General features: G+C 64.3%; 25 protein-coding genes. 13 read left to right on the top strand and 12 right to left on the bottom strand.

Annotated elements, in window-relative coordinates; genetic code table 11:
• Nucleotides 1–118: 118 nt before the first annotated feature.
• Entirely contained in the window at nt 119–1,894 is a 1,776-nt protein-coding gene (locus AC0L2X_RS01605) for a tetratricopeptide repeat protein (RefSeq protein WP_473599248.1), read from the bottom strand.
• A 294-nt stretch (nt 1,895–2,188) separates the two neighbouring features.
• On the opposite strand from AC0L2X_RS01605, the gene AC0L2X_RS01600 reads away from it, so the two are divergent.
• From AC0L2X_RS01600 to AC0L2X_RS01590, 3 genes are all read left to right on the top strand, one after another.
• Nucleotides 2,189–3,316, top strand: a complete 1,128-nt coding sequence (locus AC0L2X_RS01600; protein WP_473599231.1) for a helix-turn-helix transcriptional regulator — start codon at nt 2,189–2,191, stop codon at nt 3,314–3,316.
• 328 nt (nt 3,317–3,644) lie between these two features.
• The gene (locus AC0L2X_RS01595) at nt 3,645–4,856 is read left to right on the top strand and encodes a YadA-like family protein (RefSeq protein WP_473599247.1); all 1,212 of its coding nucleotides are present in this window, start codon (nt 3,645–3,647) and stop codon (nt 4,854–4,856) included.
• An 85-nt stretch (nt 4,857–4,941) separates the two neighbouring features.
• Nucleotides 4,942–5,532, top strand: coding sequence for a hypothetical protein (locus tag AC0L2X_RS01590; protein ID WP_473553321.1), 591 nt, complete (start codon nt 4,942–4,944; stop codon nt 5,530–5,532).
• Between the two features lie 27 nt (nt 5,533–5,559).
• Here the strand turns inward: AC0L2X_RS01590 and AC0L2X_RS01585 are convergent, their stop codons facing one another.
• A complete protein-coding gene (locus tag AC0L2X_RS01585; protein ID WP_473553318.1) occupies nt 5,560–6,156 on the bottom strand; it encodes a TetR/AcrR family transcriptional regulator in 597 nt (198 codons plus the stop codon).
• 104 nt (nt 6,157–6,260) lie between these two features.
• Between AC0L2X_RS01585 and AC0L2X_RS01580 the strand changes: the two genes are divergently transcribed.
• Nucleotides 6,261–7,697, top strand: coding sequence for an MFS transporter (locus tag AC0L2X_RS01580; RefSeq protein ID WP_473553316.1), 1,437 nt, complete (start codon nt 6,261–6,263; stop codon nt 7,695–7,697).
• Nucleotides 7,698–7,734: 37 nt separating this feature from the next.
• Here AC0L2X_RS01580 and AC0L2X_RS01575 read toward each other — a convergent pair whose 3' ends face one another.
• A complete protein-coding gene (locus AC0L2X_RS01575) occupies nt 7,735–8,751 on the bottom strand; it encodes a polyprenyl synthetase family protein (RefSeq protein ID WP_352489572.1) in 1,017 nt (338 codons plus the stop codon).
• A gap of 160 nt (nt 8,752–8,911) precedes the next feature.
• Between AC0L2X_RS01575 and AC0L2X_RS01570 the strand changes: the two genes are divergently transcribed.
• From AC0L2X_RS01570 to moaB, 6 genes are all read left to right on the top strand, one after another.
• Nucleotides 8,912–9,136 (top strand): putative signal transducing protein, encoded by a 225-nt coding sequence (locus AC0L2X_RS01570; protein WP_023674082.1) that lies wholly within the window; start codon nt 8,912–8,914, stop codon nt 9,134–9,136.
• The gene (locus AC0L2X_RS01565) at nt 9,136–9,936 is read left to right on the top strand and encodes a tRNA1(Val) (adenine(37)-N6)-methyltransferase (protein ID WP_473553313.1); all 801 of its coding nucleotides are present in this window, start codon (nt 9,136–9,138) and stop codon (nt 9,934–9,936) included. The genes AC0L2X_RS01570 and AC0L2X_RS01565 overlap by 1 nt, the downstream gene beginning before the upstream one ends.
• A gap of 87 nt (nt 9,937–10,023) precedes the next feature.
• Complete coding sequence (locus AC0L2X_RS01560; RefSeq protein WP_352456850.1) at nt 10,024–10,881, top strand: S49 family peptidase; 858 nt, start codon at nt 10,024–10,026, stop codon at nt 10,879–10,881.
• 81 nt (nt 10,882–10,962) lie between these two features.
• Nucleotides 10,963–11,148 (top strand): hypothetical protein, encoded by a 186-nt coding sequence (locus AC0L2X_RS01555; RefSeq protein WP_473553309.1) that lies wholly within the window; start codon nt 10,963–10,965, stop codon nt 11,146–11,148.
• A 26-nt stretch (nt 11,149–11,174) separates the two neighbouring features.
• Nucleotides 11,175–12,077, top strand: a complete 903-nt coding sequence (locus AC0L2X_RS01550) for a 4-(cytidine 5'-diphospho)-2-C-methyl-D-erythritol kinase (RefSeq protein ID WP_473553307.1) — start codon at nt 11,175–11,177, stop codon at nt 12,075–12,077.
• Nucleotides 12,064–12,606: a molybdenum cofactor biosynthesis protein B gene (gene moaB / locus AC0L2X_RS01545; protein ID WP_352489568.1), complete on the top strand. Its 543-nt coding sequence runs from the start codon at nt 12,064–12,066 to the stop codon at nt 12,604–12,606. Before AC0L2X_RS01550 ends, moaB begins: the two co-directional genes overlap by 14 nt.
• Nucleotides 12,607–12,637: 31 nt before the next feature.
• On the opposite strand, the gene AC0L2X_RS01540 is transcribed toward moaB, so the two are convergent.
• Both AC0L2X_RS01540 and AC0L2X_RS01535 read right to left on the bottom strand, forming a co-directional pair.
• Entirely contained in the window at nt 12,638–13,612 is a 975-nt protein-coding gene (locus AC0L2X_RS01540; RefSeq protein ID WP_473599230.1) for a phytanoyl-CoA dioxygenase family protein, read from the bottom strand.
• Between the two features lie 184 nt (nt 13,613–13,796).
• Complete coding sequence (locus tag AC0L2X_RS01535; protein ID WP_352661321.1) at nt 13,797–14,300, bottom strand: glycosyltransferase; 504 nt, start codon at nt 14,298–14,300, stop codon at nt 13,797–13,799.
• 151 nt (nt 14,301–14,451) lie between these two features.
• On the opposite strand from AC0L2X_RS01535, the gene AC0L2X_RS01530 reads away from it, so the two are divergent.
• Nucleotides 14,452–15,606, top strand: coding sequence for a PA0069 family radical SAM protein (locus AC0L2X_RS01530; protein WP_473553302.1), 1,155 nt, complete (start codon nt 14,452–14,454; stop codon nt 15,604–15,606).
• A 166-nt stretch (nt 15,607–15,772) separates the two neighbouring features.
• On the top strand, nt 15,773–16,468 hold the full coding sequence (locus AC0L2X_RS01525; RefSeq protein ID WP_473553299.1) for a ribonuclease HII: 696 nt from the start codon (nt 15,773–15,775) through the stop codon (nt 16,466–16,468).
• A 203-nt stretch (nt 16,469–16,671) separates the two neighbouring features.
• Here the strand turns inward: AC0L2X_RS01525 and AC0L2X_RS01520 are convergent, their stop codons facing one another.
• The 7 genes from AC0L2X_RS01520 to AC0L2X_RS01490 form a co-directional block, all read right to left on the bottom strand.
• On the bottom strand, nt 16,672–17,163 hold the full coding sequence (locus AC0L2X_RS01520) for a F0F1 ATP synthase subunit B (RefSeq protein ID WP_023674071.1): 492 nt from the start codon (nt 17,161–17,163) through the stop codon (nt 16,672–16,674).
• Between the two features lie 10 nt (nt 17,164–17,173).
• Complete coding sequence (locus AC0L2X_RS01515; RefSeq protein WP_352469058.1) at nt 17,174–17,755, bottom strand: F0F1 ATP synthase subunit B; 582 nt, start codon at nt 17,753–17,755, stop codon at nt 17,174–17,176.
• An 81-nt stretch (nt 17,756–17,836) separates the two neighbouring features.
• A complete protein-coding gene (locus tag AC0L2X_RS01510) occupies nt 17,837–18,061 on the bottom strand; it encodes a F0F1 ATP synthase subunit C (protein WP_006206606.1) in 225 nt (74 codons plus the stop codon).
• A 66-nt stretch (nt 18,062–18,127) separates the two neighbouring features.
• Nucleotides 18,128–18,886, bottom strand: a complete 759-nt coding sequence (locus tag AC0L2X_RS01505; protein WP_352476629.1) for a F0F1 ATP synthase subunit A — start codon at nt 18,884–18,886, stop codon at nt 18,128–18,130.
• A gap of 70 nt (nt 18,887–18,956) precedes the next feature.
• Entirely contained in the window at nt 18,957–19,355 is a 399-nt protein-coding gene (locus AC0L2X_RS01500; protein ID WP_023716852.1) for an AtpZ/AtpI family protein, read from the bottom strand.
• A gap of 255 nt (nt 19,356–19,610) precedes the next feature.
• Nucleotides 19,611–20,795 carry a cell wall hydrolase gene (locus AC0L2X_RS01495; RefSeq protein ID WP_473553295.1) on the bottom strand — a complete coding sequence of 395 codons (1,185 nt, stop codon included), beginning with the start codon at nt 20,793–20,795 and terminating at the stop codon, nt 19,611–19,613.
• A 107-nt stretch (nt 20,796–20,902) separates the two neighbouring features.
• On the bottom strand, nt 20,903–22,222 hold the full coding sequence (locus AC0L2X_RS01490; RefSeq protein ID WP_473553291.1) for an MFS transporter: 1,320 nt from the start codon (nt 22,220–22,222) through the stop codon (nt 20,903–20,905).
• Between the two features lie 120 nt (nt 22,223–22,342).
• Here AC0L2X_RS01490 and AC0L2X_RS01485 point away from each other — a divergent pair, with 120 nt between their 5' ends.
• Nucleotides 22,343–23,263: a LysR substrate-binding domain-containing protein gene (locus AC0L2X_RS01485; RefSeq protein ID WP_473553289.1), complete on the top strand. Its 921-nt coding sequence runs from the start codon at nt 22,343–22,345 to the stop codon at nt 23,261–23,263.
• The last annotated feature ends 137 nt before the right edge of the window (nt 23,264–23,400 follow it).

The following is a 23,400-nucleotide window of genomic DNA, read 5'->3' as shown; positions in this document are numbered from 1 at the left end:
TGAGGGGTGTTCCAGGGAACGCCAACGCCTCATTTCTTCCAACACCCCTCAACCGTCTTGGCGCTACGCGCCAATCCACCTTCTCCCACAAGGGGAGAAGGAAAAAGGGCGGCGCCCGTCACCCCTTCGGCGCGGGCGCCGGCACGGGCTTTACGTTCGGGGTTTCCTGCGCCGTGTTGGACTCGATCGGCGGCAGGCCCTTCATCAGTTTCTGCTGCAAGGCGGCAAGCACGTCCGGATCCGGCTTCAGGTCGCGGGCCTGGTTCCACTGGAAGGTGGCTTCCAGCTTGCGGCCGACGCGCCAGTAGGCGTCGCCGAGGTGATCGTTGAGCACCGGATCCTCCGGCTTCAACGAAACGGCGCGTTCCATTTCGCGCACCGCGTCGTCGAACTGGCCAAGGCGGTAATAGGCCCAGCCCAGCGAATCGACGATGTAGCCGTCGCTCGGCCTCAGGTCGACGGCCTTCTGGATCATCGCGAGGCCTTCCTTGAGGTTCATGTTCTTGTCGACCCAGGAATAGCCGAGATAGTTCAGAACCTGCGGCTGGTCGGGGTAGAGCTCCAGCGCCTTGCGGAAATTCGGCTCGGCCTTCGGCCATTCCTTCAGCCGCTCATAGGCGATGCCGCGCTGGTAGAAAATGTTCCAGTTGGCGGCGGTCGGCGTCGTCAGCACGTCGACTGCCTTGTCGTAAAGAGTGGCGGCGGAGCGGAAATCCTCCTTCGAGGAATAGACGCCGCCGAGCGCCAGATAGGCGCGCATGTCGTCGGGATGCGCATCGACGATTGCCTTGAGGTGGGTGATCGCCTCGTCGTTGCGGTCGAGATCGGCAAGGTTGAGGCCAAGCTGCAGGTCCGAAAGCTCCTTCAGCGGCGAGCCGGCGGGAATGCGGCGATAGAGCGCGATGGCCCCCTCGCCGTCCTTCAACTGCTCGGCAACGGCGGCAAGCTGAACGAGCGCCGCGTCATTGTCGGGCCGCAGCGCCAGCGCATATTGCAGATAAAGCCGCACGAACGGCTCGCCGCCGCCGCGGTTGAGCGCGGTGGCGAGATCAAGCAGGATTTCCGAGGCGCCGTCCGACGGACCGGCAACGAATGGTTCGATCTTTTCGCCCTTGTTGATCTTGTCGCGAAGGGCAGCAATCTCGACCTTGCCGGGCGCAAACGCCTCGGCCTTGTCGAGCACCGACAGTGCCTTGGCCTTGTCGCCTTTGCGGGCGAGGAAAGAGGCGTAGGCCTGCGCGTTGCGGATCCATGTTTCGGGGGCCGCACTGCCTGCCGCCGTGTCCTGCACGGTGGCGGTGTAGAGCGCATCCGCCCTGTCGGGCAGGCCCGAGGCGTCGGCAATCAAGGCGCGGTGGAACGACTTGAACAGGCTGAACCAGTCGGGGCCCTGCAGCTTGTCGATGGAAGCCATGGCCTCGCCGGCGTCGCCCGCACCCTGCTTGGCCCAGCCGGTCATGACGCCGGAGATCAGCCGGTCGAGATCGGATTCGAGCGACAGCTTGAGCCAGTATTCGGCCTTGGAGAAATCCTTCTTGTGGAAGGAATCGACGGCCAGCGCCAGGCGCGAGAAGCGCTCGACGTCGGGAACCGCCTTGAGCTTGTCGGCATAGACCAGGGATTCATCGAAGCGCCCCTGCGCGATCAGCGACAGCATCAGACTCTGCTGCAGTCCGGTATCGTTCGGATCGAAGGCAAGCGCCTGCTTGTAATAGGAAATGGCGCTGTCGAGGTCGTTGTCGCCTTCGGCAATCCGCGCGGCGAGATAGGCTCCCGAGAAGGATGTGATCCTGACCGGCTCGGCGGTCTGTTTGGCATGCGCCGGCAAAGCCGAGATCGCCATGCCCGTCGCGATTGCCAGCCCCGTCAGCCAGCGCGCATATCCTTGCCGCATCATATCCCTTTCAGCCAAACGCCATCTCCGCGTCAGCGGGATCGCCGTAGACTCGATCTTTACAGGTAAAGCATGGCCTTTTTGGGGTCGTGCTTCAACCCGGCCCGAATTCACAATCGGGTCAAGCAATTAATAAACCATGCCGAAAGGGCCTGAACTGCGACCCTTGACCGCGTGGCGTCAGCTTTGGCGCTGCCTGCGCGGCGCTACTTCCCGATGCCGTAAGCGATCCATAAGCGCCCGCGGTTGAAGCTTCCGCCATGCAACTTTGCGTGGCAGGATGAGAGTAAAATCTTGCTTCGCCAGCCACAGGGGGTGCCGATGCTGGAAACGCTGCGGAACGAAGAAACCTTCGCAATCGTCGATCGTATCTACGAAGCGGCGTTCGCCGCCGAGCTGTGGCCGGATGCATTGGAGGCGACCAGTGCGATCTCGCGCTCGGCAAGCGGCGCGATCTTCATGATCAGCGATCATTCGCCGCTTCGCGCCATCGGCGAGGCGCGAGCCCAGCCTTTGATCGATGTTTTTATAGCCGGGGACAACTGGAAATTTTCCGAGAGCGTGCAGCGCATGTGCAGCACCCAGCCGGCAAGCTTCGTGCGGGTCGACGATTTCATGACGGGCGATGAGATCGAGCGCGATCCGATCTATGCGTGGGCAAGAGCGTTCGGCGTCGGATCGCCTGTCTGCACGTCGATCTCCATGCCAAGCGGAGAGCTTGTCCTGTTCGTCTTCCAGCGCTGGTTGAAGGACGGCAAATACGATCAGGCGGCAATCGACCTGCTGAACGGGCTGCGTCCGCACCTGGCGCGGGCCGGCCTTGTTGCCGCGCGCCTCGGCACGGAGCGGGCCAGGACAGCCGTGTCCATTCTGAGCGAAATCGGGCTGCCTGCGGCAGTCATGAGCGGAGCGGGCCGCGTACTGACGGCCAACCGCCTTCTGGAAGACATGGCAGACGTGTTCGTTGCCTTGGCGCATGGCGGCATGGCGCTTGCGGATGGACCGGCGAACGCGCTTTTCCAACAGGCCATCGCGCGCAACGAGGATAATCGCGTCGTGCGGTCCATTCCTGTTCCAGCCGTCGAGGGGCGGCCTGCGCTGATCGTTCACCTTTTACCGCTGCGCCGTGCCGCACATGACATCTTTTCGGGCGCGGATATCCTTGTTGCAGCAACTGCCGTCAGCATCAGCGCGACTGTGCCGTCGCCCAACATTCTTTCGGGCGTGTTCGATCTGGCACCGGCCGAAGCCCGGCTCGCCACCGAGCTTGCCTCCGGCCGTTCCGTACAGGAGGCTGCCACCGAAATCGGCATCACCGTCAAATCGGCCCGCACCTATCTCGAGCGAATTTTCCGAAAAACCGGCACCAGCCGCCAAAGTCAGCTGATGGCATTGCTGAAAAGCGCACGGCCATTCCCGTGATCGCGGCTACCGCCTCGTGTCGGTGTTGCACAATGACAACAGCAGGCGTCGGAAGCGCTGCGAAACCAGGGGATTTTCCGCGCATTGTAGGCATTTGCCGACTGTCCCGCCATCGCCAATGTCATGCATGCTTTCCAAATGTTGGGGACTTACCGCTACGTCGCACTGTGCCATTCGTAAATTCGTAAGTCGCGGACGCTCAAGCTCCACCATGACTGGGCTTGCCGCCGATGTGGCGGCTTCGGAACAGGGGGTGTATGCAATGGCAGGTCGAGGGCGAAACAGTATTCTTGTGGGATCGGGCGGGCCGGAGAGGCGCGGTTTGCCGATGCTTTCCAGGAAAGAGTATCTGGCGGCCGGTACAGTTCTGGCTGGCCTGATGCTGGGTACGGTGCTGACGCCGGCGCCGGCTGCGGCATTCGTTTGCGAGGACGTTGACGATGGAGCGGCGTTCGCCGGAGCGTCGCCCACGGGCATGGCATGCGGCGACTTCGCCAAGGCCCCCGGAAACAACTCTACAGCCATCGGTATGTTTAGCCGCGCTAATGGAAATGAGAGTGTGGCTGTTGGCCGTTCCGCCAATGCTGGTGGAACAGTTTCTAACGGTTTTTCAAATGGGGGCACAACGGCCGTCGGCTACGGCGCTGAAGCCGGCACAACCAACACGAATCAAGCCAATGCTACTGCTCTAGGTTATCTCAGCGAGGCCAACGCCCTGAACGCCACAGCGCTGGGCGCGCAAGCTGGCGCCAATTATTCAAATTCAGTCGCCATTGGCCAGGGCGTGGCTACGACACGGGCCAATCAGGTGGCTATCGGCAACAGCAGCGCTACCTACACGCTCGCGGGCGTCAACAGCCAGGCCAGCAAGGACGCGCAGAGCGGAACAAAGTATCTGGTGACGTCCGACGCCGCGGGCAATTTGGCGACGGCTTCCGTCAACATCGACGAGATCGAAGGGCTGGTGGACGACGTTGCAGCCCACACCACCCAGATCGCCTCGCTCAACACCACGGTAAGCAGCCACACGACGCAGCTTGCCGATCACGAGACGCGCATCACCAACAATACCAACCAGATCAACGCGCTCAACACCACAGTCGGCAATCACACGACACAGCTTACCGACCACGAGACGCGCATCACCAACAATACCAACATGCTCAACCTGCACACCGCGCAGATATTCAGTCTCGACAGCCGCACGACGGTCAACGAGAACAACATCGCCTTGCTCGACGGCCGTGTCGGTGCGCTGGAAGGCGGCTTGCAGGATCTTGGCGAGCAGGTCAGCGAAAACCGCTCGGAAGCCCGTGCCGGAACGGCGCTTGCCCTGGCGACGGCGGGACTGCGTTATGACGACAGGCCCGGCAAATTGTCGCTGGCCGGCGGCTTTGGCCATTTCAAGGGCCAGTCGGGCCTGGCGCTCGGTTTCGGCTATAGCACAAGCCTGGATTTCCGCCTCAACGCCGCCGTGTCGGCCTCGACAAACCGCGGCGATGTCGGTGTCAGCGTCGGCGCATCATGGACACTGAACTGATGCGGCCGGCGTGAGCCCAATACTGCCGGGATCGGTGCGATCGGCACGTAGAATGTTGCCGGGATCGGTGCGATCGGCAGGTAGAATGTTGCTGGCAGCCTTGGTGCTGGCGACGGCCGTTCCGCAGCTTGTCCCGCCTGCCCTGGCGCAAACGTCGAAGACCCAGAAATCGGCCAAGCCGCAAGCGCCGAAGCCGGCCAACATCGACCGCAACGGCGTGCTGATCCTGGTGCGCACCTCTCTGCTGGCGCTCGACCAGGCCAACAAGACCGGCAATTACACGGTGCTGCGCGACCTCGGCGCGCCGGGCTTCCAGGCCAACAATGCGGCCAAGCTGGCCGAGATCTTCGCCGGCCACCGCAATGACGGCATCGACCTTGGCGGCGTCGCGGTGCTGGAGCCGCAACTGACGCTATTGCCGCAGATCGAGCCGAACGGCATGCTGCATATGGCCGGTTTCTTTCCCTCGGTGCCGATGCAGGTCAATTTCGAGCTTCTGTTTGCGCCGGTCGAGCGGCAATGGAAGGTGTTCGGCATCTCGGTTGCGCTCGGCAAGGCCGGCCCGGAAGCGCCGGCAACGGAGCCGGAACCACCAAAGCCTGTCGCCACCGAAATACCCGACCCGCCGACGCCGGAGGTCAATCCCAGAAGAGCCGCCGAACAAGCCGGCAAATGAGGCGTCACGGCCCCGAACTCAGGACGTTTACGAGAGGCTTGTGTCGAGCGCCTGCATGGCGACGGTGACAAGATCGTGCAGCCGCTTTTTCGGCACGCCGTCGCGTGCCTGCACCGAAAGACCGTGCATCAGCGTGGCGTAGTAGTCACCCAACGTCTCGGCGTCTGTATCCGGCTTCAATTCGCCATCGCGCACCGCTTGCTTCAACCGCTCGACGATCGATGCGGTACGCGCCAACCGGTGCTCCGCCAGCCATTGCAGCACGGCGTCATTTTCGACGGCGCAATTGGTGGCGGCCGTCACCACCATGCAGCCCTGCGGCCGCCCCGGCCTGGTATAGATTTCGACGGCGTCGCGAAGCATGCGCTCGATGACGCGCCGGACGTTTGGTTCTTGCTCCAGCGCCCGCGTGGCGAAGCCGCCCTCATTGGCTTCGTAAAGCGCCACCGCTTCGCGAAACAGGTCCTCCTTCGAGCCGAAGGCGGCATAAATGCGCGCCGATGCGAGGCCAAGCGCCGATACGAGATCGGCCATCGAAGTGCCCTCGTAGCCGCGCCTCCAGAAAGCGTCGCGGGCTTTCTCCAAGGCATGGTCGCGATCGAACTCCCTTGGCCTGCCTGCCATGGCGGTCTCCAATTTTTGTCGATCAACAAATAATCCGCTTGACTTCGGATTGCAAATCTCAATTCTTTGTCGATCATTAAATAATTATCGACAAGGAGTCCCACATGAGTTCACTGGATCAAGGCGCGCCGCTCGGGGCAATGGCAGCGCAAGGAGCAAGCAGAGCGAAACATGGCGCAACGCTGGCGCTCCTCGCCTTCGCGCAGCTCATCATCTCGCTCGACCTCAACATCGTCTTCGTGGCGCTGCCGGAGATCGGCGCCGGCCTCGGATTTTCCGGCCAGACCCTGCAGTGGGTGGTCAGCGCCTACACCGTGTTCACCGGCGGCTTCCTGCTGTTCGGCGGCCGGGCCGCCGACCTGATCGGCCAGCGCCGCGTCTTCATCTTCGCGCTCTGGCTCTACGCGCTCTCATCTCTGGTCGGCGGCCTCGCCTGGTCGCCGGAAATCATCATTGCGGCCCGCACCGTGCAAGGCATCGGCGCCGCGTTCCTGTTTCCGGCGACGCTGTCACTGATCAACCGCCTGTTCGCCGAAGGGCCGGAACGCAACCGGGCGCTCGCCGTCTGGGGTGGCGCAGGCGCCAGCGGCCTCACGCTCGGTTCGCTTGCCGGCGGGTTTCTGACCAGCGCCTTCGGCTGGCCGTCGGTCTTCTACGTCAACGTGCTGTTGGCCGGGATCGCCATCATCGCGGCTTTCGCCATCATCCCGCGCGATCGCAAGCGGCACGAGCACCGCAGCTTCGATCTTCCGGGCGCACTGACCGTCACCGCCGGCGCGACGCTGCTTGTCTTCACCCTGGTTCAGGGGCCCGAATATGGCTGGGGATCGACCGCAATCATCGTCAGTGCAGCACTGGCCGCATTGTTTCTGATTGCCTTCACCGTGATCGAGGCCAAGAGCGCCGACCCGCTCATGCCGCTGCGCCTGTTCCACAACCGCAGCCTTGTCGCCGGCATGACGATAACCTTCCTCTACATGGCCACTTTCGGCGCGCTGCCCTACTTCCTCACCGTGCTGCTGCAGAACGTGCACGGCTTCACTGCCTTGCAGACGGGCCTCGCCTTTCTCGTGCCGTCGGTCGCCATCGCCACCGGCACGCAAGCCGGCGAGCGTCTGGCGACTCGCTTTTCGACGCGCAGCACGCTGGTCGGCGGCATGATCGTCGGCGCGGTAGGCACAGCATTGATGGTATCAGGCGCGACCGCAGAGAGCAGCTATCTGTCCCTCGTACCTGGCCTGATCGTCTCCGGCGTCGGACAAGGCATCGTCTGGACCGCAATGTGGATTGCCGCCGCTTCCGGCGTTGCCCATGACCAGCAAGGCGTCGCCTCGGGGATGGCTTCGACGACGCTCAATGTCGGCAACGCCATCGGCATGGCCGTGCTGATTGCGATTGCGAACAACCAAATCGGCGAACTGTCCGGCGGTGCCTTGAAAATCGCCGTCGCCGACGGCATCCGCGTCGCCTTCTGGCTCGCGGCGGCGGGCATCGTCGTCAGCCTGCTCGCAGCAATGGTGCTTCCGGCAAAGGCGCGATGAGAACGGCCCCTCCCCGGTGTCGCGGCGCCGACGCCTCTCAGTTCACCCGGCTGATGCAGAAATCGATGACGTCGATCAGCGCCGATTTCTGCGGCGTCGCCTCGAGCGGCGCCAGCGCGTCGCGGGCGATTTCGCCGAAATGGCGGGCGCGCCCAATGGTGTCGGCAATCGCGCCGTGGCGGAGCATCAGGCCGATGGCCTTTTCCAGCCCGGCATCGTCGGCAGCATTGTCCTCGATGGCGCGTTTCCAGAAGCTACGCTCGGCCTTGGTGCCGCGCCGATAGGCAAGAATCACCGGCAGCGTCACCTTGCCCTCGCGGAAATCGTCGCCGACATTCTTGCCGAGATCCTTGCTGGTGCCGCCATAATCCAGCGCGTCATCGATCAGCTGGAAGGCAAGGCCGAGATTCATGCCGTAGGAGCGGAGTGCTGCGCGGTCGTTGCGCGTCGCCAGCGCGATGACCGGGCCGACTTCGGCGGCGGCTGAGAACAGCGCCGCGGTCTTGGCCTTGATCACCGCGAAATGCTCGTCTTCGGTGGTCTCGAGGTTTTTGGCGGCGGCCAGCTGCATCACCTCGCCTTCGGCGATCACCGAGGCCGCACTCGACAGGATGTCGAGCGCCTCCAGCGAGCCGACATCGACCATCATGCGAAAGGCTTGGCCGAGCAGGAAATCGCCGACCAGAACACTGGCCTGGTTACCCCAGATCATGCGCGCCGTCTTCTTGCCGCGCCGCATGCCGCTTTCGTCGACAACGTCGTCGTGGAGAAGTGTCGCCGTGTGCATGAATTCGACCGATGTGGCGAGCTTGACATGGCCGTCGCCGGAATAGCCGAACATCTGGGCGGCGGCGAGCGTCAGCATCGGCCGCAACCGTTTGCCGCCGGACGAGATCAGATGGTTGGCAATCTCCGGGATCATCTCGACATCGGAGCCGGCCTTCGACAGGATCAATTTGTTGACGCGCCCCATATCGGCAGCAGTCAGGTCGATGAGGTCCTTGATCGAGGCGGCTTCGCGCTTCCCGTTTTCAATGTTGAGAACGACACCCACGGCAAAACTCCCAACCTCGATATGCACGACGGCAACATGGTCCCTGGACAGACTCTAGGGTGTCACCCACCGGCGCGGCAAGAGGCGAATTGGCGCGCCGGCTCTGGTACATGATCACGCCTACGTTTACATCAACGCCGCAAACTGCGAGTTTCATCCGATGATAGAGCTCATCCGCACCAACGACGCCGTCATCATTTCGTTTGTCGAATCGCTGATGCGCGATGCCGGTATCGGCTGTTTCGTCGCCGACCAGAACATGAGCGTGCTCGACGGCTCGATCGGCATCCTGCCCCGCCGCGTCATGGTGGACGCCGACAAGGCCGATGCGGCACGGCGCATCCTGACGGATGCCGGCATCGCCAACGAGATCCGCCAAAAATAATGTCCGCGTCGCCCGCTGCCCTTGTCCCGGACATGCCGGCTCATACGGTCGACGCCTTCCATCGCGGTCGCTTCTGGCTGGTGCAGCCGAGAAAGGCAGGCCACCGCGCCGGCATGGATGCGATGATGCTGGCGGCTGCCGTGCCGTCCTCCTTCGCCGGGCGGCTTGCCGACTTTGGCGCGGGTGCCGGTGCCGCCGGCCTGGCGGTACTGTCGCGCTGCCCCGGTGCCGAGGCCGTGCTTGTCGAGCGTTCCCCGGAAATGGCGGCCTTCGCCACCACCACGCTTGCCCATCCCGGCAATGCGCATCTCAGCGATCGCGCTTCGGTGCTCGTCGCCGATGTCGCGCTGTCCGGCCGGGCGCGAACGGCCGCCGGCCTCGAGGACAAGAGCTTCGATTTCGTTATCATGAACCCGCCGTTCAATGCCGCCGTGGATCGCGCGACGCCCGATCCGCTGAGAAAGGCCGCGCATGTCTCGGAGGATGGATTGTTCGACAGCTGGATCCGCAGCGCGGCCGCGGTGGTCAGACCGGGCGGCGGGCTGGCCGTCATCGCGCGGCCGGAGCAGCTCGGCGCCATCCTCGATGCCGTTGCCGGCCGCTTCGGCGACGCCGAGATGCTGGCCGTCCACCCTCGCCCCGAAGCGGCAGCGATCCGCATCGTCGTCCGAGCAGCACTCGGCGCACGCGGCAAACTGTCGATCCAGCCGCCGCTGATGCTGCATGCCTATTCAGGCAATGGCCCCTCGGAACGGGCAGAGCTGATCAATAACGGGCTGGCGTCGCTGTTCGGAGACTGATCCATTTTGATTGCCAGGGTGACGGCATTGCCGTTGGCCGGCGAATTCCTACATGCCTCAAGCAAATCGACCGGAGACCGCCCCCTCGTGAAACGCCTTTTCAACCGCCTGCTGCCGAAATCCTGGCGCTCCACCGTCGTCACCATTCCGGTCATCCGGCTGCACGGCACCATCATGCCCGGCGGCGGCCAGTTCCGGCCGAGCCTGTCGCTGGCGTCGACCGCCGGTCTTCTCGAAAAGCTGTTTTCCTTCGACGCGCCGGCGGTCGCCATCTCGATCAATTCGCCAGGTGGCTCGCCGGTGCAGTCGCGGCTGATCTTCAGGCGCATCCGCGACCTGGCCAGCGAGAAGAACAAGAAGGTCCTGGTTTTCGTCGAGGACGTGGCGGCATCGGGCGGCTACATGATCGCGGTTGCCGGCGACGAGATCTTTGCCGACCCGTCCTCCATCGTCGGTTCGATCGGCGTGGTGTCGGCCTCGTTCGGCTTTCCGGAGCTGTTGAAGAAGATCGGCGTCGAACGTCGCGTCCACACCGCCGGCCAGAACAAGGCGGTGCTCGACCCGTTCAAGCCGGAAAAGAAGGAAGACGTCGAGCGCCTGAAGGCGCTGCAGCTGGAGGTCCACGAGACCTTCATCGATCTCGTCAAGGACAGGCGCGGCAGCAAGCTGAAGGACGATCCCGACCTGTTCACCGGCCTGTTCTGGACGGCCAAGAAGGGGCTCGAGCTCGGGCTGGTCGATGCGCTCGGCGACATGCGCAGCGTGCTGAAGAGCCGTTTCGGGCCGAAGACCCAGCTCAAGCTGATCACCGCGCCGCGCGGCCTGTTCGGCCGCTTCGGCCTGTTCGGCTCGAGCTTTTCGGCGCCCGATATCGCCGCCGCCGCGGCAAGCGGCGTCATCGATGCGGCGGAAGAGCGCGCGCTGTGGGCGCGCTTCGGGCTTTGAAAAGCCGGTGAAAGCGTCTAGCATAAACCATCAACCGACCCGACCGGCCGCCTTGCCGGCCTTGCGAGGGAGGAGTTTGACATGCCGCAGATCATTTTCTTCGCCGTCGTCGGCATTGCCGCCTATTTCGGCTACCGCTCCTTCGTCAGGGAAGCCGAGCGGGTGACCGCCAAGGTACGTCGGGCCGAAAAGCAGACGGCCAACGGCACGATGGGAACACTGGTCAAGGATCCGAAGACCGGCGAATACCATCTGGCCAAGGATTGACCGTCGTCCCCCTCGCGGCCGAGCCAATGAATTCCGGGGCCAGCATCCGGGCGTCGCATGCGCACGCCAAGATAAATCTCGCGCTGCACGTCACCGGCCGGCGCGCCGACGGTTATCACACGATCGAAAGCCTGGCTGTGTTCACGCGCTTTGGCGACCGCATCGAGACGGAACTTGCCGACAGCGATGGGTTTTCGGTGTCCGGCAAATACGCCTCCGCAGTGCCGGCCGACGACGGCAATCTGGTCGTGAAAGCGCGCGACGCGCTACGGCGCGAGGCCGGTCTCCAGCACGCGCCGGCTGTCGCCATCAGGCTCGAAAAGAACCTGCCGGTCGCGTCCGGCGTCGGCGGTGGATCGAGCGACGCGGCGGCGGTGCTGCGCGCCCTGGTCCAGACCTGGGGACTTGATGTCGGCGATGCCGAACTGGCGCGGATCGGCCTGTCGCTCGGCGCCGACGTGCCGATGTGCCTCGCCGCCAGGCCGCTGATCGCCCGTGGCATCGGTGACGAGCTGACGCTCGTGCCGGGTTTCCCGGCGCTGGGTCTGGTGCTCGTCAATCCCGGCACTGCCGTCTCGACGGCCGACGTGTTCGAGGCGCTTGGCCGCCGCGACAATGCGGGGCTGCCGCCGCTGCCGCGCAACCTAGACTTCCACGGCATCCGCGACTGGCTGGAGATCACCCGCAACGATCTCGAGCCTGCGGCGCGAGCAATCCAGCCCGCCATTGGCAAGGCGCTTTCCGTGCTGAACAAGGCCGGAGCCGGTTTTGCCAGGATGTCGGGTTCCGGCGCCACCTGCTTCGGCCTGTTCGAGACCGGCAATGTGGCCAAGCGCGCGGCCGCCGATATCCGCGGCCGCCATCCTGACTGGTTTGTCGCAGCGACGCGAAGCGTGACATCGGAGGCTGATGCCCATGGCCAGGATTGACGAGAGCCGCCCCTTCGTTCCCGTGCGCATCGCGGTACTGACCGTTTCCGATACGCGCAGCCTCGCCGATGACAAATCCGGGCAGACGCTGGCCGACCGCATTGCCGAGGCCGGCCATGTCCTGGCCGCCCGCGACATCGTCACCGACGATCGCGACAAGATCCGCGACAAGGTCCTGGGTTGGTCGAGGGACGAAGCGATCGATGTCGTCATCACCACCGGCGGCACCGGCTTCACCGGCCGCGACGTGACGCCGGAAGCGCTGGAACCTATCTTCGAAAAGCGCATGGACGGCTTTTCCGAAGTGTTCCACCGCATCTCCTACGACAAGATCGGCACTTCGACGATCCAGAGCCGGGCAACCGGCGGCGTCGTCAACGCCACCTTCGTCTTCGTGCTGCCGGGCTCGCCCGGCGCCTGCAAGGACGCATGGGACGGCATCTTGAAGCCGCAGCTCGACTACCGGCACATGCCCTGCAACTTCGTCGAGATCATGCCGCGCCTGGACGAACATTTGCGGCGCGGCTGAGGCGAGCCAAGGGGTCAGCCGGCTGATCCCTTCAGCGAATGACCGGCTCGCCGTGAAAACGCCGGCGCGACGGCGGCGAGACACCGAAGCCGACTTCCATCATCAGCCGCGGCGTGCGCGTCGGCACGGTGCCCATATGGAATCCGAACGGGTCTTCGACAAAGCCGAGGCCGGCCTGCCCGGTCAGCGTGACCGGGCTCTGCTCGCCATAGACGCCCAGCACCTCTTCCGCCGAATGGCCGACCAGAAGCGTCAGCTGGTGCTTCAGGATACGGCGGTTGTGGGAGCCGCGGACGTAGACATGCGGCCCGGTGTCGGCGTCGACCGGCACCAGGTAGAAAAAGAACTTCAGCATGCGCCAGTCGTCGAGGTCGAAATGGTATTTGCCGAGCGAGGCCATGTTCTTGTCGGCGTCCGAGACGCCACCGGTCGGAAAGCTCCACCAGACGCGGGTGGTGATCAGCTTGGCCTGGCTGCCGAGATAGTGCGCCGCGATATCGAGAAGCAGCGGATCGCGCTGCACGGCGACCGCAGCGTTGCAGTCGAGGACCCGCTCGAAATAATGGCCGCTGAGCAGCGGGCGGCCGAAATGCTTTTCGGCATCGGCGTGTTTTTCGGGGAGGAATTCCAGCCGGCGGTCGAAATTGCCGAAGCATGGCGTGCGCTCGGCGAAGCGGCCAATCTCCTCATGGATGGCGGCTGGCAGCATCAGGCCCGAATAGAGCCCCTCCGTCCTCAGCGCGCCGACGACGGCATCGCGATCGACGCCGGCGAACATCGTTTCACCGACATTGCGCGCCGGCCGAACGGGCTTTGCGCCGCGCCAGTGCAGCCGCCGCGCCGGCATGGTTCGCGCCAGCATGAACATCGGCAGCCATGCCGGATTCTCGCGAAGGTCGGACAGATAGGTCGGGATGCGGGCAGCGATGCGGCGCAGCGTACCGCCGTTGCGTGCGATCGCCTCGAGGCTTGCAGCGCCGGACTTGTCAGGGCTTGAAAGGGTCATCGGGGTCCTCAAAATATCGAGGGAACAGCATCGACGTTAGTCGTCGTCACCGCTCCGGCACACCCCAAACCCATTCGCCCGTGTCGCTGGGAATGGTAACTCCCGGGCAGATTTTGTGCAATGCACAATAAACGGCGACCCGCCGGAAAATTTGCTTGAGCCCCTGAACCGTCACGGTAAGCCGTCACTTCCGCGGAGCGACCCAGATCTCGGCCTGGAGCCTCCTGGTCGCCAGGCCGCGGGCGATCGCTTCGGCGCTGCGGGCGTTCTTCGACAGCGCCGCGGCCTGACGCTTGCTGATCACCAAGCCTTCGGCGAGAGCGCGATTTCCGGCAAAGACGCGCGACAGGAACGGCGCGCGGCTGCCGCGTGCCCGCGAAAACCGCGCCGCCATGGTTTGCCTTGCGGTATGGGCGACGACCTCATCGATCCAGCCCTCCCCCAGCCGCGCGCCCGGTTCCAGCAAAAGCAGCCAGTCACCCTTGGCCTGCCTGATGCCGGCGGCGATGCCGCCGCTGACATAGTGGCAGCCGGCGTGTTCGGCGACGCGGTGCGTCTGATCGGTCGAGCCGGTGTCGCAGACGAGAACGTCGCGCACCACGCCCTCGACGGCGCCACCGATCAGCGAGGCGAGCGTGCGGGCAAGGCCCTCCTCGTCATTCAGGGTTTCGATCAGGACGCTGAGCATGTCTAGCCGAATAGCGGAAAGCGGTGGGCAGCGCCAGTTTTTGCGGCGCACCGCGAGAAAGTTCTTGCTTTGTTCTCATCGATACGATAGGAATACATTCATGAGCAGAGCGATTCGACAGCGGGCGGACAGTCCCTGGGAAAGGGCCAAAATGGAACAGATCGTGCGTGCCGACATTGCCGCCTTCGGTGCCGGCAGGGCCGAGATGGCGAATGCGATGATCGAGCAGAGCGGCATGCGCGTCCGTCCGGAACGCAATCGCGGCAGGTCGGCGGGCATCAATCCGTCCGGCCGGTTCGAGCCGGTCAGCCGGCATGTGTTCGACGATGGCTGGAATTCGCTGGAGGAGCTGCCGCCGTTCAAGACCGAGGTACAGGTCGAGAAGCCGCGCACCATCATCACGCGCAACGAATCGCCCGACATCTCCTTCGACCGCTCGATCAATCCCTATCGCGGCTGCGAACATGGCTGCGTCTATTGTTTCGCGCGGCCGACGCACAGCTTCATGGGCCTGTCGCCGGGGCTGGATTTCGAATCGAAGCTGTTTGCCAAGCCGGATGCGGCGCGGCTGCTCGACAAGGAATTGTCCAGGGATAATTACCAGCCGCGCACCATCGCCATCGGCACCAACACCGACCCGTACCAGCCGATCGAGAAACAATACCGGATCATGCGCGAAATCCTCGAAGTGCTGGAGGCGCGCGGGCACCCGGTCGGCATCGTCACCAAGTCGGCGCTGGTGACACGTGACATCGACATTCTGTCACGCATGGCGGAACGCGGGCTGGCCAAGGTGGCATTGTCGGTGACGACGCTCGACCGCATGCTGGCGCGCACCATGGAGCCACGCGCGTCGACGCCGACCAAGCGGCTGGAGGCGATCAGGCAGCTTTCGGACGCCGGCATTCCGGCCTCGGTGATGGTCGCGCCGATCATCCCCGGACTGACCGACCCGGAAATGGAGCGCATCCTCGATTCGGCGCAGGCAGCGGGCGCGCGTGAAGCCGGCTATGTGCTGCTGCGCCTGCCGCTGGAGGTCGCGCCGATCTTCAAGGACTGGCTGCTGCGCCACTATCCCGACCGCTATCGCCACGTCATGTCGCTGATCCGTTCGATGCGCGACGGCAAGGACTACGATTCGGAATGGGGCAAGCGCATGAAAGGCTCCGGCCCGTATGCCTGGCAGATCGGCCGGCGCTTCGAGATCGCCGCCAAACGGCTCGGCCTCAATGCCGAGCGGCGCTCGCTCAGGACCGACCAGTTCGTCCCGGCTGCCAAGGCAACAGAGCAGCTGATGTTGCTGTGACAAAGCGTCTCGCGCCAGCCGCTCGAAGCGGCCGGCAACAGGCGAAAAATCCCGTCCGGCCTGTCCTGTCCCCGGGCTTGCAGACGGTAGCCCCTCCTGGTCCGGTGCCCCGCCCGACCCGGAGGGACTTGCGGAGAATCGGAGCCGATGCGAACCTCGCCGCACCATGGCTCGCCCGCGTTCCGATTCTCCGCTTCTCTTCGAAATCGTCGAGAGACCCGACTTCTCGTTCGAGACGAAGGCGATGGCCGAAGGCCTTTGGCCAGTGGCGGGGATGGACGAGGCCGGCCGTGGCCCGCTCGCCGGGCCGGTGGTGGCGGCAGCGGTGGTGCTCGATCCCGCCAACATCCCCGACGGCCTCGACGATTCCAAGCGGCTAACGCATTTGCAGCGCGAGGCGCTGTTCCTGAAAATCCTCGGCTCCGCACTCGCCGTATCGATGGCCTCGGTCAGCGCCGAAGGCATTGATGCCTCCAACATCCTCAAGGCCAGCCTGGAGGCGATGCGCCGTGCCGTGGCCGGCCTGTCGATCCGGCCGAAGCTGGCGCTGGCCGACGGCCGCGACGTGCCGCCCGGCCTGCCCTGCGAGGGCAAAGCCCTGATCAAGGGCGACCAGCGCTCGCAGTCGATCGCCGCAGCCTCGATCGTCGCCAAGGTGTTGCGCGACCGCATGATGTGCGGCTGCGGCAGCCATCATGCGCGTTACGGCTTCGAACTGCATATGGGCTACGCCACTGTGCGCCATCGGACGGCGATCGATCTGCACGGGCCAGTGGCACGGCTACACCGCGCCTCCTTCGCGCCGTTCCGGTTCGGCGGCACCGAGGTGGTTGAGGAGGAGGGCCTTTCGGGCCTGGATTGAGCGATCCGGCTGCTTGGATTGAGCGATTCGGCTAGCTGTAATCTCCCCCCTCGAGGGGGAGATGTCGCCGAAGGCGACAGAGGGGGTCGGTACGTCCTGGCGCGACGCTATTTGGCACGAAAGAGAAGGTTGGCGCTTCACGCGCGCCGACCCCCTCTGGCCTGCCGGCCATCTCCCCCTCAAGGGGGGAGATTACGCTCCGTTCAGTTCAGCTTCGACTTCAAATCCTGCAGCGAGGCGTTGAACAGGTCGGCGCCGGCCTTGGCGTCGATCTTGCCGGCCAGCAGCGCGCGCGCGGCTTCCACCGCGATGTCGACGGCGCTGGCGCGCACTTCGCCGATTGCTTCGCGCTCGGCCTGGCCGATCTTCTGCTCGGCCAAGGCGGTACGCCGGGCGACATAGTCCTCGGTCTTCTTGTGCGCCTCGGCGGCAAGCATATCGGCTTCGCGCTTGGCGGCGGCGACGATGGCCGCGGCCTCCTGCTCGGCTTCCTTACGCTTGCGCTGGTATTGACCGAGCAGTTGCTGGGCCTCTTCGCGCAACCGGCGCGCTTCCTCGAGCTCGGAGCTGATCTTGTCGGCCCGCGCATCGAGCGCCTTGGCGATCATGCCCGGCACCTTGATGTAGATGGCAATGCCGAGGAAGATTACGAGGGCAACGGTTGCCCAAAGCGTCGCGAGAGATGTGGCGTCCATGATGCGCTCCTCACCCGGCCACGGATTTGACCGCGGCCGCGATTTCGGCCTTGCTGGCCTTGCCGCCGACAAGCGCCTCGACGATGGCCGAAGCGGTGTCCTCGGCGATGGTGCCGACCTCCTTCATGGCATTGGCCTTGATGGAAGATATGCGTGCCTCGGCCTCGCCAAGTTTCTGGTCAAGCGCTGCCTCGATCGTCTTGCGGGCAGCTTCGGCTTCCGCCTTGGCCGCATCGTTGGCCTGCTGGCCGATCGCATTGGCCTTACCCTTGGCTTCCGCCAATTCCTGCTCATAGGCGGCAACGGCGGCATCGGCCTCGCTTTTCAGCCGGGCAGCATGATCGAGATCCTGCGTGATGCGGTCGTTGCGAACGTCGATGATGCCGCCGACGCGCGGCATCACTACCCGTTTCAAGAACAGATAGAACAGCCCGAAAGTGATTGCCAGCCACAGCAGCTGTGACGGGTACGTCGCCGGATTGAATGGCGGGAACGTGCCATGCGCCTCGGCAGGCACGCCGGTGGCGGCGTGCGTTTCGCCTTCCGTTGCGGCGGGCGCGGACTCTTGCGCAAAGGCAGATGTCACAAACATGGACTATCCCCGAAATTCAGACCCGCCGCAGGATCGCGGCCGGCCTGTTCAATTCTTCCCAATGTTCAGCCGAACAAGTATTCAGCCGAACAGGGCGAGAAGAGCGATGAGAAGCGAGAAAATACCAAGCGCTTCGGTCACGGCGAAGCCGAAAATCAGGCGGCCGAACTGGCCGTCGGCGGCCGACGGGTTGCGCAGCGCGCCCGCCAGATAGCTGCCGAAGATGTTGCCGAGGCCAATGCCCGCGCCGCCCATGCCGAGGCATGCGATGCCGGCGCCAATGTACTTTGCTGCTTCTGCGTCCATTTATTCAACTCCTTTGGATCTAAAATTCCGTTGCGATTCCATCCGGCGGCAATGCCGGAAACCTTGTCAGTGCCCGGGATGCAGGGCGTCGTTGAGATACATGCAGGTCAGCACGGCAAAGACGTAGGCCTGCAGGAACGCGACCAGCAGCTCCAGCGCAGTCAGCGCCACGGCCATCGCCAGCGGCAGAACCGAGCCCGCCACGCCGACCGCGCCGAGCGCGCTCAGGCTGACGACAAAGCCCGAGAACACTTTCAGCGTAATGTGACCGGCGAGCATGTTGGCGAACAGACGGACCGAGAGGCTGACCGGACGCGAGACGAAGGAAATCACCTCGATAAGCACCACCAGCGGCAGCAGGTAGACCGGCACGCCATGCGGGACGAACAGCTTCAGGAAGCCAAGGCCGTGCTTAGTGAAGCCGTAGACGACGACCGTTCCGATCACCAGCGCAGCGAGGCCGAAGGTGACGATGATGTGGCTGGTGACGGTGAAGAAATACGGAAACAGGCCAAGCAGGTTGGCGACAAGCACGAACATGAACAGCGAGAACACGAAGGGGAAGAACTTCATGCCCTGCGTGCCCGCGGCGTCCCTCAGCATATTGCCGACAAATTCGTAGGCCATTTCCGAGACCGACTGAAGGCGGCCCGGAACCAGGCTGCGGCTCGACGTGCTGAGGTAGAGAAACGCCGCTGCGACAGCAACCGTCGCAAGCATGAACAGAGCCGAATTGGTGAAAGACAGGTCGTAGCCGCCGATGTGAATCGGAATGATCGGATGGATCTGGAACTGGTGGATCGGATCGACCTTGTCAGCAGCCACTTTAAATCCCCATCAAAGCCGCAGACGGCTTCAGTATCCTGTTCAATGCGCCGGCATGCGGCGCCTCAATTCATTCTTTCGGATCGCGCGGCTTGTCGCCCGTTCCGAATTCCGACACAAGCCCGGCTGAACGCAGGACATTGAGCACGCCGGCGCCAAAACCCAGCAGCAGCCCGACTATCAGACCCCATGGCGATGTCCCCGCCACGCGATCGATAAACCAGCCGAGAGCCGCGCCGACCACTATCCCGGCGATGAACTCGCTGGACAATTTGAGCGCCTGGCCGTACCCGGCCACGCTGCCCGCTTTCGCGTCGTCTTTCCCCTCGAGCCGATCCGGCCGCCTTGTCGCAAGCGATGCTTCAAGGTCGCGCCGGCGGCGCTCAAGATCGTCGTCGCGGATGTCGGCTTCATGCTGCTTGCCGCGGCCGGTTTTGCCGGTTCCGTCTGGCCCATTCTTGTCGGCCACGCAACCCCCCTGCCCGGTCAGACCGTCACCGTCCGTCCGCTTCTTAAAGTCGCCGGCAACATAGTTAGAGGGTCCGCGCCCGTCAAGCCACGGGCCGACGTTCAAGCTCAAGTATTTTTTCGTTATAAATCAGCTACTTGCCTGGGTGCGACATCGTGCCCGACACAGTCTCTGGCGGACTGTGGCCGAATCCCCGCGGCGATGCGCCTTCGATCGGCCGCTCTCGCGGGAAAGACGCAAGCGCTGCCCGAGCGCTCAGCTCCAGCCGCCGCCATAGGTACGGTAGAAGATGTGCAGGCCGATCCTGGTCATTTTCTGCATCGTCCGCGCCCAGCCCGGATGGACGTAGTTGGCGTAATAATGGGTCGACGAGCCGACTTCCGGAATGAAGATCTTGCCGGCTGTGACGGCCATGGCGACATCCTGTGCGGTCTGGTAGGCGGCGGGGTTGTCGATGCGCTTCTTCCTGCCGTCGCAGGCAAAGGAAAACTGGCAGCGGTTGAACCAGTTGTCGTTCTGGTAGACGACGCCGCAGATCGAGTTCGGATAGGCCGGGTTGCGGACCCGGTTGAGGATGACCTGGGCGACGGCGGCCTGGCCACGCACGGATTCGCCGCGCGCTTCGAAATAGATTCCCTTGGCGAGGCAGGCCTGCTCCGGCTTGGAAAAGACGCTCGCCGGCAGGGGCGTCTGCATCCACGAATGATCGCCCTTGCTCAGCGGCGGGATGAAGCGGCCATCGTTCGGGTCCTCGTCCTGCAGCAAGGCCTCGAAAGGCGATGCCTGCGCGTAATCGGGAGCGGACGATGCATAGGCGGTCGCCAGCACGTCGGGATGATCATTGTTGACCAGCGCGGCAAGCATCGCCGGCACGCCGGGATCCGGCTTCTTGTCGACGCGCGCGTGGAAGGCCGCGGCGATCTGGATTTCCTTGCCTTTGATCTCGGGCTTGGCGAAGGCCATCCTCAGGCCGCTGTCCATGCTTGGGCGGAGCAGCGAGGAGGTGCGCTCGAAGATCGAGCCGGCGTTGAAGTTCTTCGGCGGCGAGACGGGCGAGACCTGGATGATGCGGCCCTTCTTGTCGGCGCGCATGATGCGGTCCTCGTCCGGCGTCGTGCCGGCGATGCTGCCCTTGCCACGAAATGAGACAGCGCCGATGCCGGGCAGTTGGACGCCGGATCCTGAGAGCGAGCCGGTGCTGCTGGAATCGAGGAAGGGCATTTCGGCGGCGTGAACCGAGCCGGCGACGGATTTCTCGACATAGGCGTTCCAGCGGACGCTCGGCGCCTCCAGGCCGGAGACCAAGCTGGTCATGTCCTGATAGGCAACGACACTCGGAAAGCCGATCCAGATACCAAGGCCAACAACGAGCGGAGACAGGAACGAACGCTTTTTTTCACCGGCGGCGGCGACAAGCCGCGTCAAAACACGTCGATGCACGGAACTCTCCAGAAACGCGACGGACCCCACTGGAGAGCTACAATGATGCATTAACCTTGATGGGGCGTTAACAGCTTAGAACGTTGTTTTCCCATCTCATGTCGAAGTCAGGCGCTTTTGCGGCTATCCGTTGACGGAAGAAAGATCGGCCAGGCGATCAGCGCGCAAATAGCCGCACCCAGCCAGACGCCTGCCCATGAGCAGAGCACGAGAAGCCCCGGAATGGCGATCGGCACCAGGAAGAAGGCAATGAAGACCAGACTGTTGGCGAGGCCGAGCGCCGTTCCGGCCTGGCTCGCGCCGGCCAGCGTCGCAAGCTCGGTGTAGGCAACGCCGTGCCAGGAGGAGACGCAGATGCCGGCCACGACCAGCACCGCAACGATCGTCGGCGAAAGCATCGGCGCTTGGCCTGACAAGAATTGGGCCGAAAACAAGACGAGCGCCGCAAGCACGGTGAAGGCGGCCACGCTCAGCATGCTGCACAGACGCAGGAACGGCCGGCGGTTGCCGTGACGGTCGGTGTAGCGGCCGCTCCAGACGCGCATGACCATGGCGCCGACCTGCACGGCAGCGAGGCTGGCGCTGATCACGGCTGTTCCCATGCCGGCGAAATCATGCAGGAAGACGGAAGCAAAGGTGAGCACCGCCACCTGCGGAAAGCACAGCAGGCCGATGGCTGTTGCGATGCGCCAGACGGCCGGATTGCGCAGCGGCGCCGTGCCGGCCGGCGATGCCGTGCCGGCCGAATTGGCATCGTCATGCGCCGGCGGCTGATGCAGCCAGCGCCAGGCGAGCGAGGTCGAGACGGCGGATGCAGCCGCCAGAAGTCCGAAGACCGCCGTGAAGCCATGGGCTGAAGCGAGCGACGGCAGCACGAGCGCGCCAAGCCCGCCGCCAAGCGGCACCGCCGTCTGCCGGATGCTCATGGCAAAGCCGCGCTCGCCTTCGCCGAACCAGGCCATGATGGCGCGGCCGCTGGAGCCGTTGACGCTGCCGCCGAGCAATCCGGTGACCAGCAGGGCAGCGGCGAGAAGCGCGATGCCGGGAATGTGGGCCGGTGACGGCACGATCAGCGCGGCCATGACAAGCAGCCAAACCGCGGTTGCACCGAGCCCGGTCAGCAGCACGCGGCGGTCGCCCCAGCGATCGGTCAGCAGTCCCCACGGCAATTCGCTCAGCGCTACGCCCAGGCCGAGAAGGCCAAGCGCCAGGCCGAGTTCGCCATTGGAGAGATGATAGCCCGAGCGCAGGAACACCGCCGTCGCCGGAATGCCGGAGAAGGTTGCGGAAAAGCAGGCATTGGCGGCGACGCCGATGCCCAGCACCTTCCAGCGATGATTGGCTCGCAGTGCCGCCGCTTCCGACGGGGCGGCAATGGCGCCCGGGCGAAGCGGTTTGCAATCTGCTCGTGTGGCGACAGCGGACATGGTTCAGCTCCTGCATGGGCTGGTTGCATTCGGTCTTGACGCGCTGTCTCTACCGCCATAGCTTCGTACTGAATATCGGGAAGTTTTTGACGTAATGTCCCAAATATCAGGATTATTGCCATGCGACGCGTGACATTCGATCTCGACGTCCTGCGCAGCTTCGTCACCGGCATGGAGCTGGGCAGCTTCGCCAAGGCCGCCGACCGGCTCGGCCGCTCGACCTCGGCAATCAGTGCGCAATTGAAGAAGCTGGAGGAGCAGGCGGCGACGCCGATCTTCCGCAAATCTGGGCGTGGCCTGGCGCTGACGGACGCGGGCGAGACCATGCTCGGCTACGCGCGGCGGCTGATCGAGCTCAATGACGAGGCCGCCTCCGCCATCCACGATGTCGAGTTGGAGGGTTGGGTACGGCTTGGGCTGCAGGAGGATTTCGGCGAGGCGGTGCTGCCGGAGGTGCTCGGGCGCTTCGCCCGCGCCCATCCCAAGGTCAAGATCGAGGCCAGGATCGCACGCAGCCATGAGCTTGCCGAAAGGATCATGTCGGGCAGCCTCGATATCGCGCTTGCCTGGCACAATGGCGCGACGCTGCCCTACAGCCGGCATGTCGCCGACGTCCAGATGCGCTGGGTCGGCCCGGCAAAACAGATCGAGACCAGCCTGCGCGAAGGCGAGGCGTTGCCGCTGGTAGCACTCGAGGCGCCATGCCTGCTGCGCAGCGTGGCGACTGAAACGCTGGACCGTGCCGGCCTGGCATGGCGGATGGCCTTCTCCAGCCCGAGCCTTGGCGGCATCTGGGCAGCCGTCGCCGCCGGGCTCGGACTGACGATCCGCACCGATATCGGCCTGCCGGCCACGGTCAGGGCGATGACGCCGGAGATCGCCGGGCTGCCCGCCTTGCCCAAGATGGCGCTGTTCCTGCATCGCAAGGAGGCCGAGCCCGACCCGGCACCGGCGCGGCTTGGCGACATCCTGCTGCAGGCGGCGCTGGAAGCGTTGCCGGGAAGTGCTCGGGGGAAAGAGGTGCTACGAGAAGTCGCCTAGACACCAGATACCAGCGTCGCGTTCCGTCACACCCCCTCTGTCCTGCCGGACATCTCCCCCTCAAGGGGGGAGATTGGCTGTCACGTCGGCTTTCGCCAATCTCAGACGCTGGGAAAAGGCGCGGGGGAGAAGCTGCC

This window comes from Mesorhizobium sp. WSM4828 (genome assembly GCF_055811175.1).
The sequence above is the reverse complement of the archived record's forward strand: the minus strand, read 5'-3'. Positions and strand labels throughout refer to the sequence as shown.

Bases quoted from the DNA above. Each gene is read 5' to 3' on its own strand.
- AC0L2X_RS01485 (WP_473553289.1), top strand. From the start codon at position 22,343: ATGCGACGCGTGACATTCGATCTCGACGTCCTGCGCAGCTTCGTCACC.
- AC0L2X_RS01510 (WP_006206606.1), bottom strand. From the start codon at position 18,061: ATGGACGCAGAAGCAGCAAAGTACATTGGCGCCGGCATCGCATGCCTC.
- AC0L2X_RS01525 (WP_473553299.1), top strand. From the start codon at position 15,773: ATGGCTCGCCCGCGTTCCGATTCTCCGCTTCTCTTCGAAATCGTCGAG.
- AC0L2X_RS01570 (WP_023674082.1), top strand. From the start codon at position 8,912: ATGATAGAGCTCATCCGCACCAACGACGCCGTCATCATTTCGTTTGTC.
- AC0L2X_RS01605 (WP_473599248.1), bottom strand. From the start codon at position 1,894: ATGCGGCAAGGATATGCGCGCTGGCTGACGGGGCTGGCAATCGCGACG.
- AC0L2X_RS01535 (WP_352661321.1), bottom strand. From the start codon at position 14,300: ATGCTCAGCGTCCTGATCGAAACCCTGAATGACGAGGAGGGCCTTGCC.
- AC0L2X_RS01550 (WP_473553307.1), top strand. From the start codon at position 11,175: ATGAATTCCGGGGCCAGCATCCGGGCGTCGCATGCGCACGCCAAGATA.
- AC0L2X_RS01580 (WP_473553316.1), top strand. From the start codon at position 6,261: ATGAGTTCACTGGATCAAGGCGCGCCGCTCGGGGCAATGGCAGCGCAA.
- AC0L2X_RS01555 (WP_473553309.1), top strand. From the start codon at position 10,963: ATGCCGCAGATCATTTTCTTCGCCGTCGTCGGCATTGCCGCCTATTTC.
- AC0L2X_RS01595 (WP_473599247.1), top strand. From the start codon at position 3,645: ATGCTTTCCAGGAAAGAGTATCTGGCGGCCGGTACAGTTCTGGCTGGC.
- AC0L2X_RS01590 (WP_473553321.1), top strand. From the start codon at position 4,942: ATGTTGCTGGCAGCCTTGGTGCTGGCGACGGCCGTTCCGCAGCTTGTC.
- AC0L2X_RS01520 (WP_023674071.1), bottom strand. From the start codon at position 17,163: ATGGACGCCACATCTCTCGCGACGCTTTGGGCAACCGTTGCCCTCGTA.
- AC0L2X_RS01530 (WP_473553302.1), top strand. From the start codon at position 14,452: ATGGAACAGATCGTGCGTGCCGACATTGCCGCCTTCGGTGCCGGCAGG.
- AC0L2X_RS01585 (WP_473553318.1), bottom strand. From the start codon at position 6,156: ATGGCAGGCAGGCCAAGGGAGTTCGATCGCGACCATGCCTTGGAGAAA.
- moaB (WP_352489568.1), top strand. From the start codon at position 12,064: ATGGCCAGGATTGACGAGAGCCGCCCCTTCGTTCCCGTGCGCATCGCG.
- AC0L2X_RS01515 (WP_352469058.1), bottom strand. From the start codon at position 17,755: ATGTTTGTGACATCTGCCTTTGCGCAAGAGTCCGCGCCCGCCGCAACG.
- AC0L2X_RS01540 (WP_473599230.1), bottom strand. From the start codon at position 13,612: ATGACCCTTTCAAGCCCTGACAAGTCCGGCGCTGCAAGCCTCGAGGCG.
- AC0L2X_RS01565 (WP_473553313.1), top strand. From the start codon at position 9,136: ATGTCCGCGTCGCCCGCTGCCCTTGTCCCGGACATGCCGGCTCATACG.
- AC0L2X_RS01490 (WP_473553291.1), bottom strand. From the start codon at position 22,222: ATGTCCGCTGTCGCCACACGAGCAGATTGCAAACCGCTTCGCCCGGGC.